Raw genomic sequence first — 14,603 nt, forward strand, 5'->3', positions numbered from 1 at the left:
CGACCGGGAACCCGCGCAGGTCGTCGGCCGCGAGCGGGTCGGCCTCCGTGACGACGAGGTCGGCGACACGGCCCCCACGGACGAGCCCCTGCCCGTCGACCGAGGCGAGCAGCGCGGCCCGTGCCCCGATCCGCTGCTCGGGGTGCCAGGCGGCACGGCCGTCGCGCGACCGCGAGACGGCGGCCGCCATCGTCACCCACGGGTCGAGCGGAGCCACCGGGGCGTCCGACCCGAGGCGCAGCTCGACGCCGGCCGCGACGAGCGACGCCAGCGCGAAGGCACGATCGGTGCGGCCGACCCAGAGGGCGTCCGCGACGTCGCGGTCGTCCATCGCGTGCTCGGGCTGCACGCTGGCGACGACGCCGAGGCATGCGAACCGCGCGACGTCGGCCCCGCTCAGCAGCTGCGCGTGCTCGACGCTGCCGCGGCAGCCCACGGCCTCGAACGCGTCGAGGGCCCGCTCGTTCGCCCGGTCGCCGATCGCGTGCACGGCCGGCACGAGGCCCGCCGAGGAGGCGCGGCGCATCCACGCGACGAGGTCGCCCTGGTCGTAGCTCGCGACCCCGCTCGCGCCCGGACCGCTCAGCCCCGGGTACGGGTCGTGGCACCACGCGGTGCGCGTGTTGAGCGACCCGTCGGTGATGATCTTCGCCGGCCCCACCGTGACGAGCCCCCGGGTGCCCGGTACCACGTCGCCCGTGCGGAGCCCCCGCTCGACGGCCGCCTCGAGGTCGTGGGGGTAGACGCCGCAGCGCACCCGCAGCTGGTCGACGCCGCCCCGGACGCGACGGGCCCAGCGGTCGAGCGAGAACGACATCTCGAGGTCGACGACGCCGACGACGCCGCGCGCCGCCGCGGCGGTGACGGCGTCGCCCACCCAGCCGTCGAGGACGGCGTCGCTGACCGCGCTGACGGCGGTCGACACGGCGAACGCGTCCTGCTCGCGCAGCAGGCCCGTCTCGTGGCCGGCGTGCCCGTGGGCGGCCAGCGCGGCGCTGTCGAGCCAGGCCGCGTGCAGGTCGGCGCTGACCAGCACGACCGGCACGTCGCCGCTGACGGCGTCGAGGAGCGCCCGGTGCGGCTGGTCGGGCCAGAGCGCGTCACGGAAGCCGTAGCCGACCAGGGGCTCCCCGGGCGCGGGCGGCGCCTCGCGGAGGCGCGCCCCGACGAGGGCCGCGGCCTCCGCGGCGCTGGTCGCCCCGCCGACGTCGAGGCGGCGGCGCACGAGCGCCCACTGGTCGAGGTGCGCGTGGGAGTCCCAGAGGCCGGGGCCGAGCCACCGGCCCTCGAGGTCGACGACCTCGGCGCCGACGGGCGACGCGAGCTCGCCCCGGGGCGCGAGCTCGACGACGACCCCGCCGTCGAGGAGGGCGTCGACGGGAGCGGAGCCGTCGGTGCCGACGAGGCGGGCGTTCGTCAGGAGGACGGCCCGCGCCTCCTCGGGCTCTGGGCTCATCGGGGGTGCACCCGGCGCATCTCGGCCGCGAGCGCCGGCTGCGCGTAGTGCTCGCCGTGCTCGAGCTCGGCGACGATGCGGTCGACGACCTCGGGCGGCTTGTTCTGGCTGAGCTTCAGGCGGGCGTCGAACCGGGTCACGCGGAGTCGGACGCCCACCGTGCCGCGGGCGACCCGGCGCGCCCCCTCCTCGTCGAGCTGCAGCGAGCTGGGCTCGGGCATCACGCGCTCGAAGTGGTCGACGAGCTCGCCGAGCACCCGGAAGTTCTCGTCGTCGGAGAGGATCTCGGGGGTGGCCCACAGATGGGCGGTGACGTGGTTCCAGGTCGGGATGATCTGCTCCGCCGGGTACCAGCCGGGCGAGACGTAGCCGTGCGGGCCCTGGACGATGATCATCACCTCGCCCTGGCCCAGCTCGAGGCTGCGCTCGTCGGGGCGGCCGACGTGGCTGACGAGCGAGAGCGACCCGTCGTCGGTCTCCTCGAGGACGACCGGGTAGTGCGACGCGACCAGGCCCTCCGCCGTGTGGGCCACGATCGTCGCCCAGGGGTTCTCGCGCACGAGGCGCGCGACCTCGGCGACGTCGGACAGCACGAAGTGCGGGGTGTGCCTCATGCGACCGAGCCTGTCAGACCTGGTCGACCGGGCACCAGTAGAGCTTCCGCCCCGCGGCCATCTCCATCACGACGTTCGTGCCGCAGACCCGGCAGGGCAGGCCCTCGCGGTGGTAGACCCAGTGGCGGTCGGCCCGGCTGCGCAGCGCCTTCGCGTGCTGCGCCTTCGTCAGGCCGTCCATCGTCATCATCTGGCCGAGCTCGACGCCGCTCTTCAGGAGCTTCGTCCAGTCCTTGTACAGGGCCCTCAGGACGTCCTCCGGCACCTGGTTGCCGGGGGTGTGCGGGTCGAGACGGGCGCGGAAGAGCAGCTCGGCCCGGTAGATGTTGCCGATGCCGCTCACGACGCTCTGGTCCATCAGCAGCAGGCCGATCGGCGTGCGCTTCTTCCGCACCGTCGTGACGAACCGGTCGCTGCCCTTCTTCGGGGAGTCGACCAGAGGGTCGGGGCCGAGCTTCGCGACGGCGGCGTCGACGCCCGCGTCGTCGAGGACCTCGCACTTGGTCGGGCCTCGCAGGTCGCCGACCGCCGTCTCGCTCAGCAGGCGCACCCGCACCTGGCCGACGGGCTCGGGCGGGAACGACTCGATGTCGTCCTCCGCCTTCTCCTGCTCGGCCATGCGCACGCGGCTGCGGCGCGGCGCCCCGATGCTCGCCATCGAGTGCTCGCCGTCGTCGTCGGGGGCGTTCTCGGCCTTGCGGGTGGCGGAACGCCGCGTGCGCGACTCCGCCATGGAGGCGCCGGTCGCGATGTCGCCCGCGAAGTCCCAGGCACCGTAGAGCCCGAGGTGCACGTGCAGCCAGAGCCCGTTGTCGAACTCGAGGAACATCTGCTTGCCGACCGCCTTCGCGTCGACCATGGTCGCGCCGTCGAGCCTCTCCGCACCGGCGGTGAAGCGGCCCTGGGGCGAGCTCACCGCGACGCGGTGGCCGACGAAGGTCTGGGCGAACTGGTTGGCGATGCGGTGGACGGAGTGGCCCTCGGGCACGCGTCGCCCCTAGTCGACCGGGTGGCCGGCGATGGCCCCGGTCGTCTCGTACTCCGCGAGCTGCGCGATGCGGCGGACGTGGCGCTCGTCGTGCGTGAACGGCTCGGCCACGAAGGCGTCGATGAAGGCCAGGGCCTCCTCCTCGGTGTGCTGGCGCGCACCGATGGCGATGACGTTGGCGTCGTTGTGCTGACGCGCCAGCTTCGCCGTGGAGTCGTTCCAGACCAGCGCGGCCCGGACCCCCTCGACCTTGTTCGCGGCGATCTGCTCGCCGTTGCCCGACCCGCCGAAGACGACGCCGAGGGCCTCGTGCCCCGCCCGCTGGTCGCGAACGACGGCGCGGGCCGCGGCGATGCAGAAGGAGGGGTAGTCGTCGAGGGGCTCGTAGCTCGTCGGCCCGTGGTCGGTGACGTCGTGGCCGGCCCGGCTCAGGTGCTCGATGACCGTGGTGCTGAACTCGAGACCGGCGTGATCGGTCGCGACGTGGATGCGCATGACCTCGATCCTAGGACGGCGTCAGTCGAAGATCGGACCGACGGTGCGGGTCCGCTTGATCTCGAAGAAGCCGGGGTACGAGGCCGCCGCGACGACGCCGTCCCACAGGGTCAGCGCGACCTCGCCCTTCGGGGCGGGCGAGATGACCGGGCCGAAGAACGCCGTGCCGTTCACCGCGATGACGGGCGTGCCGACGTCCTGCCCGACGCGGCCGATGCCGTCGAAGTGGCTGGCGCGCATCTGCTCGTCGAACTCGTCGGTGTCGGCGTGCCGGGCGAGGTCGGCGGGGAGGCCCACCTCGGCGAGCGCCGCGGGGATGACGACGTCGGCGTCGGTCTCGCCGCCCGGGTGGATGCGCGTGCCGAGCGCGTCGTAGAGGGGCTTGACCACCTGCTGGCCGTGGAGCTCGCCGGCCGCCGTCACGAGGCGCGTGTAGCGGAGCATCCGGGCGAACATCGAGCGGTACTCGTCGCTCACATCGGCGTCCTCGTTCAGCACCGCGAGGCTCATGACGTGGAAGGTGACGTCCAGGTCGCGGTGCGCGGCGACCTCGTCGACCCAGCGGCTCGTCATCCAGGCCCAGGGGCAGGAGGGGTCGAACCAGAAGTCGACGGTGGTGTGGGGGGCGGGGGCGACGGTGTCGGTCATTCGCCCAGTCAACACCTGTGCCGGAGGGCGCACCTCCGGGGGCCGGCGGCGCCCGCCGGGCCGCGGGCCCCAGGTCTAGGCTCGTCGGCGGACCACGAGTCCGCCATGGACACCTGAAGACGGATGGAGCAAGCGTGCCCGGAGAGAACCTGACCCGAGTCGAGGCGCAGGAGCGCAGGAGCGTCGTCGACGTTCAGTCGTACGAGATCGAGCTCGACCTCACGCGGGGTGCCGAGGTCTTCGGCAGCTCGACGACCGTGCGCTTCACCGCGACGCCCGGTGCCTCGACCTTCATCGACGCGCTGACGCGCACCGTCCACTCGGTCACGCTCAACGGCGCGGCGCTCGACGTGGCCGCGGTGAACGACGGCGTGCGGATCCAGCTCGCCGACCTCGCGGCCGAGAACGAGCTCGTCGTCGTCGCCGACGCCGAGTACACGAACACGGGTGAGGGCCTGCACCGCTTCGTCGACCCCGTCGACGGCGAGGTCTACCTGTACTCGCAGTTCGAGGTGCCCGACAGCCGCCGCGTCTTCGCGGTGTTCGAGCAGCCCGACCTCAAGGCGACGTTCCAGTTCACCGTCACCGCGCCGGCCCGCTGGGAGGTCGTGAGCAACCAGCCGACCCCCGAGCCCGCCGTCGACGGCGACGTCGCGACCTGGACCTTCTCCCCCACCCCGGTGCTCTCGAGCTACATCACCGCCGTCGTCGCGGGCCCCTACGACGTCGTGCGCAGCGAGCTCACCAGCTCCGACGGCCGGACCATCCCGCTCGGCATCTTCACGCGCCGGTCGCTCACCGAGCACCTCGACGCGGACTACATCTTCGAGAAGACGCGCCAGGGCTTCGCCTACTACGAGGAGAAGTTCCGGTACGCCTACCCGTTCGAGAAGTACGACCAGCTCTTCGTGCCGGAGTTCAACGCCGGCGCGATGGAGAACGCGGGCGCCGTGACGTTCGTCGAGACCTACGTCTTCCGCAGCAAGGTGACCGACGCCATCAAGGAGCGCCGGGTCGTCACGATCCTGCACGAGCTCGCCCACATGTGGTTCGGCGACCTCGTCACGATGAAGTGGTGGAACGACCTCTGGCTGAACGAGTCGTTCGCCGAGTGGGCCTCCACGATCTCGACGGCCGAGGCCACCGAGTGGACCGAGGCCTGGACCACCTTCCAGGCGATGGAGAAGAGCTGGGCCTACCGCCAGGACCAGCTCCCGTCCACCCACCCCGTCGTCGCGACCATCAACGACCTCGAGGACGTCCAGGTCAACTTCGACGGCATCACCTACGCCAAGGGCGGCTCGGTGCTGAAGCAGCTCGTCGCCTGGGTCGGCATCGACGCGTTCTACGCCGGCGTCGCCGCGTACTTCCAGAAGCACCACCACTCGAACACCGAGCTGAGCGACCTGCTCGTCGAGCTCGAGGCGACCTCGGGCCGCGAGCTCACGAGCTGGAGCGAGAAGTGGCTCGAGACGGCGGGCGTCAACACCCTCCGCCCCGAGATCGAGACGGACGCCGACGGCTTCGTCACGGCGTTCGCCGTCCTGCAGGAGGCGCCCGCCGACTACCCGACGATCCGCCCGCACCGTCTGGCGATCGGCCTCTACGACCTCGACGGCGACGCCCTCGTGCGTCGGCACCGGGTCGAGATCGACGTCGACGGGACCCGCACCGAGGTCCCCGAGCTCGTCGGCCAGCACCGCGGCGCGCTGGTGCTCGTGAACGACGACGACCTGGCCTACGCCAAGATCCGCCTCGACGAGGCCTCGCTGGCCACGGCCCTGGAGCACCTCGCGAAGATCAGCGACCCCCTGGCCCGCGCCCTCGTCTGGGGCTCCGTCTGGGACGCCACGCGCGACGCCGAGACCGCGCCGCGCGACTACGTGCGCCTGGTGCTCGACAACATCGCGACCGAGACCGAGTCGACGACCATCCGCACGACGCTCGCGCAGCTGGCGCAGACGGCGCGGGCCTACGTCGACCCCTCGACCCGCGCCTCCACCGTCACGGAGGTCGGCGACGGTCTCTGGGCGCTGGCGCAGCGGGCCGAGGCCGGCTCGGACGCGCAGTTCCAGTTCGTCAAGGCGTTCGCCGGCATCGCGTCGACCCCCGAGCACGCGGCGACGCTGCAGGGCCTGACGGACGGCTCCGTGGCGCTCGACGGCCTCACCGTCGACACGGATCTCCGCTGGGAGCTGCTCGAGGGCCTCGTGCTGGTCGGCGCCGCGGGCACGGCCGAGATCGACGCCGCGCTCGAGGCCGACAACACGGCCAACGGTGCCCAGGCAGCGGCCCGTGCCCGGGCGACCATCCCCACCACCGAGGGCAAGCTGGCCGCCTTCCGGTCGATCGTCGAGAGCTCGGAGCAGCCGAACGCCATCGTCCGCGCGACCGCCCAGGGCTTCGTCCACACGAACGACCCCGCGATCCTGCAGCCGCTCGTCGAGCCGTACTTCGCCGCGCTGACGACGATCTGGGAGTCGCGGAGCTACCACATCGCCGACACGCTGGTCTCGGGGCTGTACCCGTCGCCCCTGGCCGATCAGGCGCTGGTCGACAGCAGCCGTGCCTGGCTCGAGGCGAACCCGGGCGTGCCGGCCCTGCGTCGCATCGTGAGCGAGAGCGTCTCCGGCGTCGAGCGTGCCCTGCGCGCCCAGGCGGCCGACGCCTCCTAGCCGCGCCGGCCGCTCGCGGCCACCCGTCGGACGGCGGACCCTGCTCACAGGGTCCGCCGTTCGTCCGTCCAGGCCGCACACGGCCGACGTCGGACGGGCGTGCTTAGATCGTCGGCGATGATGCAGACTCTCCTCCTCGCCGCAGCCACCGCCCCCGACGCCCCCGTCGACTTCGACTGGGACGCCTTCTGGGCGATGTGGGGCGTGCCGATCCGCATCGCCGCCATCCTGCTGATCGCCGTGCTGCTGCGGATCGTGCTGCACTTCGCGATCCGACGGGTGGTCGACCAGGTCGTCTCGGGCATCAAGCGGAAGCAGAACGTCGACGACACGCAGGCGCTCGTCGCCTCGCCCCTCGCGGCGGTGCGGGTGGTGCAGCGCACGCGCACGCTCGGCAGCGTGCTGAACAACGTCGTGACCGTCGTCATCTCGGCGGTCGCCCTCGTGCTCGTGCTCGGAGAGCTCGACTTCGACGTCGTGGCGATCGTCGGCGCGGCCAGCGTCGTCGGCGCCGGTCTCGCGTTCGGCGCCCAGAACATCGTGAAGGACCTGCTCAACGGCATCTTCATGGTCGCGGAGGACCAGCTCGGCGTCGGCGACGTCGTCGACGTCGGCCCGGCCGTCGGGGTGGTCGAGGCCGTGGGCATCCGCGTCACCCAGGTGCGCGACGTGAACGGCGTGCTCTGGTTCGTCCGCAACGGCGAGATCCTGCGGGTGGGCAACATGTCGCAGGGGTGGAGCCGCGTCGTCATCGACCTCGCCGTCCCCTACGACGCCGACGTCGACGCCGTGCAGGACGCCATGCTCGCGAGTGCGAACGAGCTCGCGGCGACCCCGAAGTGGAAGCGCTCGGTGATCGACGTGCCCGAAGTGTGGGGCATCCAGTCGATCTCCGACGAGCACGTGGTCATCCGGGTCGTCGTGAAGACGCGCTCGGCCGACCGTGACACCGTCGACCGCGAGCTGCGGGCACGGCTCAAGGCGGCCACCGACGCCATGGGCATCACGCTGCCGTCGCTGACGAGCGTCGTCCTCACCGGCTTCGACAGCGCCTCCTCGGTGCAGGGCTCCAAGCCGCCGCACACCGTGCCGACCCCGCACCAGCCCGCTCCCCGGGGGCGTCGGCGATGAGCGGCGGCATCCCCCTCACCCCGCGCCCTGCCGGTGACGGTGACGGTGTGGTGCCGGGGGCCGGCAGCCCGGCTCAGCCCGCTGACTCGGCACAGCCGGTCACGCTGCGCCGGGGGCTCGGTGACGACGCCGCTCAGGGCGTCTTCTGGGAGCAGATCGGCGGCCGGGCCGCCTTCGAGCGGCTCGTGCGCCACTTCTACGAGGGCGTCCGCACCGACGAGCTGCTCTGGCCGATGTACCCGGAACACGACCTCGAGGGCGCGATCCAGCGCCTCACCGGCTTCCTCGAGCAGTACTGGGGCGGCCCGACGACGTACAGCGACGAGCGCGGCCACCCCCGGCTGCGGATGCGGCACATGCCGTTCACGATCACGCCGGAGGCGCGTGACCGGTGGCTGCACCACATGCGTGCCGCGGTCGACGAGCTCCAGCTCTCGCCCCTCCACGACGCGACCCTGTGGGCGTACCTCGACCGGGCCGCCCACGCCATGGTGAACGCGATGCCGGCGCCCGGCGACCGCTGACGACCGGCGTCGGGCCGACCGGACCTGCGCCGGCCCCGGCGCCGATGCCGTGCTCTGCCCGCGGCTGCGGGTGAGGGTGCGGCTAGAGCAGGCCGCCGCGGCGCTTGACGAGCACGTGGCCCCGGCTCGTCGTGACCCGGGTCCACGGGCCGGTCTCGAGCACGGAGACGGGCTCGTCGTCGCCGAGGAACCCCAGGCTGAGCGCGGCGAACGCGGCCGCGGCGGGGAGGTGCTCCGCGCCGGGGACGGGGCGCGACCACACCTCGGAGCGCACGCGGGTGACGATCTGCTCGCCCGTCTCCGACCCGAGGGCCGTCGCGACCTCGTCGATGCCGGCCGTCGCGGTCTCGCGCAGCTGCGTCTCGTCGGCGGGCGCCAGCCGGCTCCAGCCGCCGCGCGGCGGTGAGATGGCGGCCCAGGTCACCGTGTTCACCTCGACGGGGAGCGTCGCCGTCACCGCGGCCGTGGGGTCGACGACGTCGTTCTGGAGTCGCACGAGGCGCTCGGTCAGCGACCGCACCGGCACCACGGCGTCGAAGCTCGGCCGGTCGACGAGCTGGAAGGTGCGCAGCCCCAGCACGGTCGGGCTCTGGTCGAGCAGCCCCGAGGGGTAGAAGACCGCGACGTACACGGCGAGCACGCCGTCGCCGGCGATCAGCCGGACCGAGCCGTCCTCGACGCGGGCGGCACGCCCCAGGAAGGTCGCGAGGTCGCTCAGGGACAGGGAGTCTGGGAGGGTGAATGTACGGCTCATCGGCCCCCTAAACTACATCGGATGACCGCCTCTCCCCTGCAGAGCCTCCTCTCGACCCTCGACCTCGCGCCGGCCGGCTCGGTCGACGGCCAGGACGTCTTCACGGGCACGTCGCAGCCCGAGCCCCTGGGCCGGGTATTCGGCGGTCAGGTCATGGCCCAGTCGCTCGTCGCGGCCCAGCGCACCATCGGGCCGGAGCGCCCCGTGCACTCGCTGCACGCGTACTTCCTCCGCCCGGGCGACCTCACCGTCCCCATCACGTTCTCGGTCGACCGCATCCACGACGGTCGGTCGTTCGCGACCCGGCGCACCCAGGCGAGCCAGGACGGCGTGCCCATCCTGTCGATGATCGCGTCGTTCCAGACCCCCGACGACGGTCTCGACCACCAGGTCGACATGCCGGAGGGGCTGCCGGGCCCCGACGACGTGCCCAGCGACTCCGAGCTGCTCTCCGTCGTCGACCACCCCATCGCCCAGGCGTGGGCGAACGACCGCCCCTTCGACATGCGGCACGTGCCCTCGCCGGTGTACTTCCGCGTCGACGGCGCCCGGGTGGCGCACCAGGCCGTGTGGCTGCGCGCCACGGCGCCGATGCCCGACGACGCCGACCTGCACCGCGCGGCCCTGCTCTACGCGAGCGACTACTCCATCCTCGAGTCCATCTACCGGCGCCACGGCGTCGCCATGGTCACTCCGGGCCTCAAGGCCGCGAGCCTCGACCACGCGATGTGGTGGCACCGCGAGGCGCGCGTCGACGAGTGGCTGCTGTACGTGCAGGAGTCGCCGAACGCGATCGGCGGCCGGGGGCTCGCCCTGGGTCGCATCTACGACCGTGCCGGGCGGCTCGTCGCGAGCGTGGCCCAGGAGGGCATGGTCCGGGTGCCGCGCCGTCAGGTGGCGCCGGAGGCGTGACCTCGGGGTCAGGAACGACCCAGGGCTCAGCGCCCGCCGGTGATCAGCGTCGCCGGAAGCTCAGGGGCTCCTCCAGGTACGGCGACCAGGCCTCCCGCTCGACGTCGGAGATGCGCCTCGGCCGGTTCGTCGCCGAGTCGACGAGCACGATGGTGGTGGCCGCCCGGGTGAAGAGCTGCGCCGGCTCGACGCCGACGGGCGACCAGACCTCGTAGCAGACCTCGAGGCTGGCGCCCCCGAGACGGCCGACCCAGAGCTGGACGTCGAGCGGCGCCCGCAGGTACGGGATCGGCACGAGGTACTCGAGCTCCTGACGGGCGATGAGCGTCATCGTCGCCGCGTCGGGCCGCCCGTCGAGCACGGCGGCGCTCGACAGCTCGTCGATGGTGCCGTCGGGAGACCAGAACGCGTCGATGCGCGCCTCCTCCAGGAGGCGCAGCATCGACGCGTTGTTCACGTGCCGGTACCCGTCGAGGTCGCTCCAGCGGACCCGGGTCGGCACGTGCAGGCGGGTCATCTCAGTCGCGCGTCAGCTTGCGGTACGTGGCGGAGCTGGGCTTCGCCGCGTCGGCGCCGAGACGCTCGATCTTGTTCTCCTCGTACGACTCGAAGTTGCCCTCGAACCAGTACCAGTTGGGGGTGCCGTCGTCGTTCAGGCCCTCCCACGCGAGGATGTGCGTGGCGATCCGGTCGAGGAACCACCGGTCGTGGGTGATGACCACGGCGCAGCCGGGGAACTCGAGCAGGGCGTTCTCGAGGCTGCCGAGCGTCTCGACGTCCAGGTCGTTGGTGGGCTCGTCGAGCAGCAGCAGGTTGCCGCCCTGCTTGAGGGTCAGCGCCAGGTTGAGGCGGTTGCGCTCACCACCGGAGAGGACGCCGGCCTTCTTCTGCTGGTCGGGGCCCTTGAAGCCGAACTGCGAGACGTAGGCCCGCGAGGGGATCTCCGTCTTGCCGACCTGGATGTAGTCGTGCCCCTCGGAGACGACCTCCCAGAGGTTCTTGTTCGGGTCGATGCCGCCGCGGCTCTGGTCGACGTACGAGATGTCGACCGTCTCGCCGACGCGCAGGTCGCCGCCGTCGAGCGGCTCGAGGCCGACGATCGTCTTGAACAGGGTCGTCTTGCCGACGCCGTTCGGGCCGATCACGCCGACGATGCCGTTGCGGGGCAGCGTGAAGGTGAGGTCGTCGATCAGCACGCGCTCGCCGAACTGCTTGTGCAGCTTCTTCGCGTCGATGACCTGCGAGCCGAGGCGCGGCCCGACGGGGATGACGATCTCCTCGAAGTCGAGGACCCTCGTGCGCTCGGCCTCGCTCGCCATCTCCTCGTAGCGGGCGAGACGGGCCTTGGACTTCGCCTGGCGGCCCTTGGCGTTGCTGCGCACCCACTCGAGCTCGGACGCGAGGCGCTTGGCCAGCTTGGCGTCCTTCTTGCCCTGGACCTGGAGGCGCTCGCCCTTCTTCTCGAGGTACGTCGAGTAGTTGCCCTCGTAGGGGTAGAGGCGACCACGGTCGACCTCGGCGATCCACTCGGCGACGTGGTCGAGGAAGTACCGGTCGTGGGTCACGGCGAGCACGGCGCCGGGGTACTTGCTGAGGTGCTGCTCGAGCCAGAGCACGCTCTCGGCGTCGAGGTGGTTGGTGGGCTCGTCGAGGAGGAGCAGGTCGGGCTTCTGCAGCAGGAGCTTGCAGAGGGCGACGCGGCGCTTCTCACCGCCGGAGAGGTTCGCGACCTCGGCGTCGCCCGGGGGCGTGCGGAGGGCCGACATCGCCTGCTCGAGCTGGGAGTCGAGATCCCACGCGTCGGCGGCGTCGATGTCCTCCTGGAGGGAGCCCATCTCGGCGAGCAGGGCGTCGAAGTCGGCGTCGGGCTCGGCCATCGCGGCCGAGACCTCGTTGAACCGGTCGAGCTTCTGCTTGATCGGGCCGACGCCCTCCTGCACGTTCTCGAGGACGGTCTTGGTCTCGTCGAGCTCGGGCTCCTGCATGAGGATGCCGACGGTGTAGCCGGGCGAGAGCTTGGCCTCGCCGTTGCTGGGGGTGTCGAGCCCCGCCATGATCTTGAGGATCGTCGACTTGCCGGCTCCGTTGGGGCCGACGACGCCGATCTTGGCGCCCGGGATGAAGGACATCGTGACGTCGTCGAGGATCAGCTTGTCGCCGACCGCCTTGCGGGCACGGACCATCGAGTAAATGTATTCGGCCATGGTGTCCAGTCTATGGGTCGAGCCGTGAGGCGCCGGGGGCGGGATGGGAGAGGTTCGGGGGCCGACCCCTGGGGGCCGGAGCGAGGAGGAGCGGGTCGTCACCAGTCGATGGCGCGGGTGGTGCCGACGAGGCAGCTGCCGTTGCCGAGCACCGGGGCGAGCTGGCTGCTGTAGCCCGCGCCGCTGGTCTGGCCGATGAGGCAGTCGCTGCCCCAGAGCACGGAGAACTGCACGGAGTCGGCGGCCCGGCCGATGGACGTGGAGTCGGGGGTGACCTCCATCGCCGCCTTGTCGAAGCCGGCGGCCACGAGGGTGTCGACCATCGAGCGCCCGTCCTTCGCGCCGTTCGCGTCGACGTGCCCGCGAGCCACGAGGTCGAAGTACGCGTAGGCCTCGTCGCTCGTCGAGTCGGGGGTGATCGTCGGGTCGGCGGAGGGCTCGGCGGTCGCGGCGGCGGACGTCGACGGCGCGGGGGCCGGCGCCTCCGTGGTGCAGCCGGTGAGGGCCGCTGCCAGCAGGGCCACGACGCCCAGTCGGAGGGCGACGGGTCGCGATCGGCTCACGGGGCACCTTCCTCGCCGCGGACCCGGGCCGGGTCGCTCTCGACCGATCGTAGCGGTCACCGGTGGCGCGGGCCCCGGCGGCACGGTGCGGGGTCGCCCGCGGCCGGAGCTAGAAGGGCGGCTCGTCGCCGCCCTCGGCGGGGTCGGAGGAGCCCGCACCTCCCCCGGCCCCGGCCGGGACGAGGGGCCCGTCCTCACCGACGGCGCCCCCGCCGGCCGACGACTCGTCGGGGCGCGCGGCGGCGACGGACGCCCAGCCCGGGGCCGCGGTGCCCCCGGCGACCGCCTCGGGGTCGGCGGGGGCCGGCGCGTCGCCCGCCGCGACTCCCGCCGGCGTCGCGGAGGCGAGGGCCCTGCTCCAGGACGACCGGCCCCAGCGCAGGTCGTGGCCGACCGCGTCGGCGTCGACCTCGACGGTCGTGCCCGACTTGTCGCTCGTCTCCCAGGGGCGGATGCGGAGGCGGCCCGTGACGACGAGCCGCTCGCCCTTGTGGACGGAGGCGCCCACGTTGGCGGCGAGCGCCCGGAAGGCCGTGACGGTGTACCAGTTCGTGTCGCCGTCGACCCAGGCGTCACGGGCCCGGTCGAAGCGGCGCTGCGTGCACGCCAGGCGGAAGCTCGTGATGTCGAGCCCGGCCTCGGTCGTGACGAGTCGGGGGTCGGTGGCGACGATGCCGGTGAGGGTGATGGTGTCTGTCATGCCGGGAGTCTCGCGAGGGCGGGCGGGCCCCACGGCCGGGCCCGCGCCTCCCTGGGGACGGCGCGGGCCCGGGCCGCCCCGGGGAGGGACGGTCAGTGGGGTTCCCCCCGCCGGCTAGTGCTCGCGGAACTCGGGGTACTCGGCGCCCGGCCCGAGCGCGGCGAACAGGGCGCTCTTCGCGACGGCGAGGGTCGGGTACTCCCCGCTGAACTCGTCGCGGCCGGCGAGGCGCACGGTGAAGCCGTGGCTCGTGCGGTGGACGGAGCCGACGGCTCCGGCGGGCCCGAGGGCCAGCCAGGACTGCCCGGTCAGCTCGACCCGGTCGGTGGTCATGTGGTCGCTCATCGTCGAGCACCCTTCTCTCGGTGGCGCCCCGCACGGCGTGCGGGGCGGGTCAGGTGGCCAGGGCGTACCGGGCGTAGGCGCGGCGGACGGCGATGACCTTCGGCCGCGCCACCGCCACGCAGTACCCCTGGCCGGGGTTCTTCTCCGCGAAGTCCTGGTGCTCCTCCTCGGCGGGCCAGAAGCGGCCGAGCGGCTCGACGGTCGTGACGACCCCGCCGCCCCAGGTCGCGTCGGCACGCTCGCGGGCGCGCTCGAGGACCTCGCGCTGGGAGTCGTCGGCCGCGAAGGTCGCCGACCGGTACTGCGACCCGACGTCGGCGCCCTGGCGGTCGAGCTGCCGAGGGTCGTGCACCGTGTAGAACACGTCGAGCACGACGTCGGCCGGCAGCACGGCGGGGTCGAAGGTGACGCGCACGGACTCCGCGTGCCCCGTCGAGCCCGTCACGACCTCGTCGTACGTGGGGTCGGGCGACGAGCCGCCCGTGTAGCCGGAGACGACCTCCGTGACCCCGTCCAGCGCGCGGTACACCGCGTCGAGGCACCAGAAGCAGCCACCGGCCAGGACGAACGTCGTCATGGGGCGCACGGTACTCC

At 72.7% G+C, this 14,603-nt stretch carries 16 protein-coding genes; 4 read left to right on the top strand and 12 right to left on the bottom strand.

Going from position 1 to position 14,603, the window contains the following annotated elements:
• The 5 genes from IFT45_RS00290 to IFT45_RS00310 all read right to left on the bottom strand — a co-directional run.
• The coding region (locus IFT45_RS00290; protein WP_192126129.1) for an amidohydrolase at positions 1-1,456 on the bottom strand (1,456 nt) is incomplete at its 3' end.
• Positions 1,453-2,070: an FMN-binding negative transcriptional regulator gene (locus tag IFT45_RS00295; RefSeq protein WP_192126131.1), complete on the bottom strand. Its 618-nt coding sequence runs from the start codon at positions 2,068-2,070 to the stop codon at positions 1,453-1,455. The genes IFT45_RS00295 and IFT45_RS00290, both read right to left, overlap by 4 nt.
• Positions 2,071-2,083: 13 nt before the next feature.
• Positions 2,084-3,058, bottom strand: a complete 975-nt coding sequence (locus IFT45_RS00300) for an Fpg/Nei family DNA glycosylase (protein WP_192126133.1) — start codon at positions 3,056-3,058, stop codon at positions 2,084-2,086.
• 9 nt (positions 3,059-3,067) lie between these two features.
• The gene (locus tag IFT45_RS00305; RefSeq protein WP_056056463.1) at positions 3,068-3,553 is read right to left on the bottom strand and encodes a ribose-5-phosphate isomerase; all 486 of its coding nucleotides are present in this window, start codon (positions 3,551-3,553) and stop codon (positions 3,068-3,070) included.
• A gap of 21 nt (positions 3,554-3,574) precedes the next feature.
• Positions 3,575-4,201 carry a DsbA family protein gene (locus IFT45_RS00310; RefSeq protein WP_056056464.1) on the bottom strand — a complete coding sequence of 209 codons (627 nt, stop codon included), beginning with the start codon at positions 4,199-4,201 and terminating at the stop codon, positions 3,575-3,577.
• Between the two features lie 134 nt (positions 4,202-4,335).
• Between IFT45_RS00310 and pepN the strand changes: the two genes are divergently transcribed.
• From pepN to IFT45_RS00325, 3 genes are all read left to right on the top strand, one after another.
• Complete coding sequence (gene pepN / locus IFT45_RS00315; RefSeq protein WP_192126135.1) at positions 4,336-6,876, top strand: aminopeptidase N; 2,541 nt, start codon at positions 4,336-4,338, stop codon at positions 6,874-6,876.
• 117 nt (positions 6,877-6,993) lie between these two features.
• A complete protein-coding gene (locus tag IFT45_RS00320) occupies positions 6,994-8,007 on the top strand; it encodes a mechanosensitive ion channel family protein (RefSeq protein ID WP_244637578.1) in 1,014 nt (337 codons plus the stop codon).
• Positions 8,004-8,531, top strand: a complete 528-nt coding sequence (locus tag IFT45_RS00325; protein ID WP_192126137.1) for a globin — start codon at positions 8,004-8,006, stop codon at positions 8,529-8,531. The genes IFT45_RS00320 and IFT45_RS00325 overlap by 4 nt, the downstream gene beginning before the upstream one ends.
• An 82-nt stretch (positions 8,532-8,613) precedes the next feature.
• Here IFT45_RS00325 and IFT45_RS00330 read toward each other — a convergent pair whose 3' ends face one another.
• Positions 8,614-9,285 carry a hypothetical protein gene (locus tag IFT45_RS00330; RefSeq protein ID WP_056056467.1) on the bottom strand — a complete coding sequence of 224 codons (672 nt, stop codon included), beginning with the start codon at positions 9,283-9,285 and terminating at the stop codon, positions 8,614-8,616.
• A gap of 21 nt (positions 9,286-9,306) precedes the next feature.
• Here IFT45_RS00330 and IFT45_RS00335 point away from each other — a divergent pair, with 21 nt between their 5' ends.
• Positions 9,307-10,197, top strand: coding sequence for an acyl-CoA thioesterase II (locus IFT45_RS00335; RefSeq protein ID WP_185233175.1), 891 nt, complete (start codon positions 9,307-9,309; stop codon positions 10,195-10,197).
• A gap of 43 nt (positions 10,198-10,240) precedes the next feature.
• Here the strand turns inward: IFT45_RS00335 and IFT45_RS00340 are convergent, their stop codons facing one another.
• The 6 genes from IFT45_RS00340 to msrA all read right to left on the bottom strand — a co-directional run bounded on the left by IFT45_RS00340 (position 10,241) and on the right by msrA (position 14,586).
• Positions 10,241-10,714 carry a thioesterase family protein gene (locus IFT45_RS00340; RefSeq protein ID WP_056056469.1) on the bottom strand — a complete coding sequence of 158 codons (474 nt, stop codon included), beginning with the start codon at positions 10,712-10,714 and terminating at the stop codon, positions 10,241-10,243.
• A gap of 1 nt (position 10,715) precedes the next feature.
• Complete coding sequence (ettA, locus tag IFT45_RS00345) at positions 10,716-12,401, bottom strand: energy-dependent translational throttle protein EttA (RefSeq protein ID WP_056056470.1); 1,686 nt, start codon at positions 12,399-12,401, stop codon at positions 10,716-10,718.
• A 98-nt stretch (positions 12,402-12,499) separates the two neighbouring features.
• Positions 12,500-12,964 carry a hypothetical protein gene (locus IFT45_RS00350; RefSeq protein ID WP_056056471.1) on the bottom strand — a complete coding sequence of 155 codons (465 nt, stop codon included), beginning with the start codon at positions 12,962-12,964 and terminating at the stop codon, positions 12,500-12,502.
• A gap of 109 nt (positions 12,965-13,073) precedes the next feature.
• Positions 13,074-13,664, bottom strand: a complete 591-nt coding sequence (locus IFT45_RS00355) for a single-stranded DNA-binding protein (protein ID WP_056056472.1) — start codon at positions 13,662-13,664, stop codon at positions 13,074-13,076.
• A gap of 114 nt (positions 13,665-13,778) precedes the next feature.
• Positions 13,779-14,009, bottom strand: a complete 231-nt coding sequence (locus tag IFT45_RS00360; RefSeq protein ID WP_056056473.1) for a hypothetical protein — start codon at positions 14,007-14,009, stop codon at positions 13,779-13,781.
• 49 nt (positions 14,010-14,058) lie between these two features.
• The gene (msrA, locus tag IFT45_RS00365) at positions 14,059-14,586 is read right to left on the bottom strand and encodes a peptide-methionine (S)-S-oxide reductase MsrA (protein ID WP_056056474.1); all 528 of its coding nucleotides are present in this window, start codon (positions 14,584-14,586) and stop codon (positions 14,059-14,061) included.
• Positions 14,587-14,603 lie beyond the last annotated feature (17 nt).

This window comes from Frigoribacterium sp. CFBP 13707 (genome assembly GCF_014842245.1).
Lineage (GTDB): Bacteria > Actinomycetota > Actinomycetes > Actinomycetales > Microbacteriaceae > Frigoribacterium > Frigoribacterium endophyticum.

What these genes read in the sequence shown, in the direction of transcription:
- IFT45_RS00295 (WP_192126131.1), bottom strand. Translation starts at nt 2,070, where the DNA reads ATGAGGCACACCCCGCACTTCGTGCTGTCCGACGTCGCCGAGGTCGCG.
- IFT45_RS00305 (WP_056056463.1), bottom strand. Translation starts at nt 3,553, where the DNA reads ATGCGCATCCACGTCGCGACCGATCACGCCGGTCTCGAGTTCAGCACC.
- IFT45_RS00310 (WP_056056464.1), bottom strand. Translation starts at nt 4,201, where the DNA reads ATGACCGACACCGTCGCCCCCGCCCCCCACACCACCGTCGACTTCTGG.
- IFT45_RS00320 (WP_244637578.1), top strand. Translation starts at nt 6,994, where the DNA reads ATGATGCAGACTCTCCTCCTCGCCGCAGCCACCGCCCCCGACGCCCCC.
- IFT45_RS00325 (WP_192126137.1), top strand. Translation starts at nt 8,004, where the DNA reads ATGAGCGGCGGCATCCCCCTCACCCCGCGCCCTGCCGGTGACGGTGAC.
- IFT45_RS00330 (WP_056056467.1), bottom strand. Translation starts at nt 9,285, where the DNA reads ATGAGCCGTACATTCACCCTCCCAGACTCCCTGTCCCTGAGCGACCTC.
- IFT45_RS00335 (WP_185233175.1), top strand. Translation starts at nt 9,307, where the DNA reads ATGACCGCCTCTCCCCTGCAGAGCCTCCTCTCGACCCTCGACCTCGCG.
- IFT45_RS00340 (WP_056056469.1), bottom strand. Translation starts at nt 10,714, where the DNA reads ATGACCCGCCTGCACGTGCCGACCCGGGTCCGCTGGAGCGACCTCGAC.
- ettA (WP_056056470.1), bottom strand. Translation starts at nt 12,401, where the DNA reads ATGGCCGAATACATTTACTCGATGGTCCGTGCCCGCAAGGCGGTCGGC.
- IFT45_RS00355 (WP_056056472.1), bottom strand. Translation starts at nt 13,664, where the DNA reads ATGACAGACACCATCACCCTCACCGGCATCGTCGCCACCGACCCCCGA.
- IFT45_RS00360 (WP_056056473.1), bottom strand. Translation starts at nt 14,009, where the DNA reads ATGAGCGACCACATGACCACCGACCGGGTCGAGCTGACCGGGCAGTCC.
- msrA (WP_056056474.1), bottom strand. Translation starts at nt 14,586, where the DNA reads ATGACGACGTTCGTCCTGGCCGGTGGCTGCTTCTGGTGCCTCGACGCG.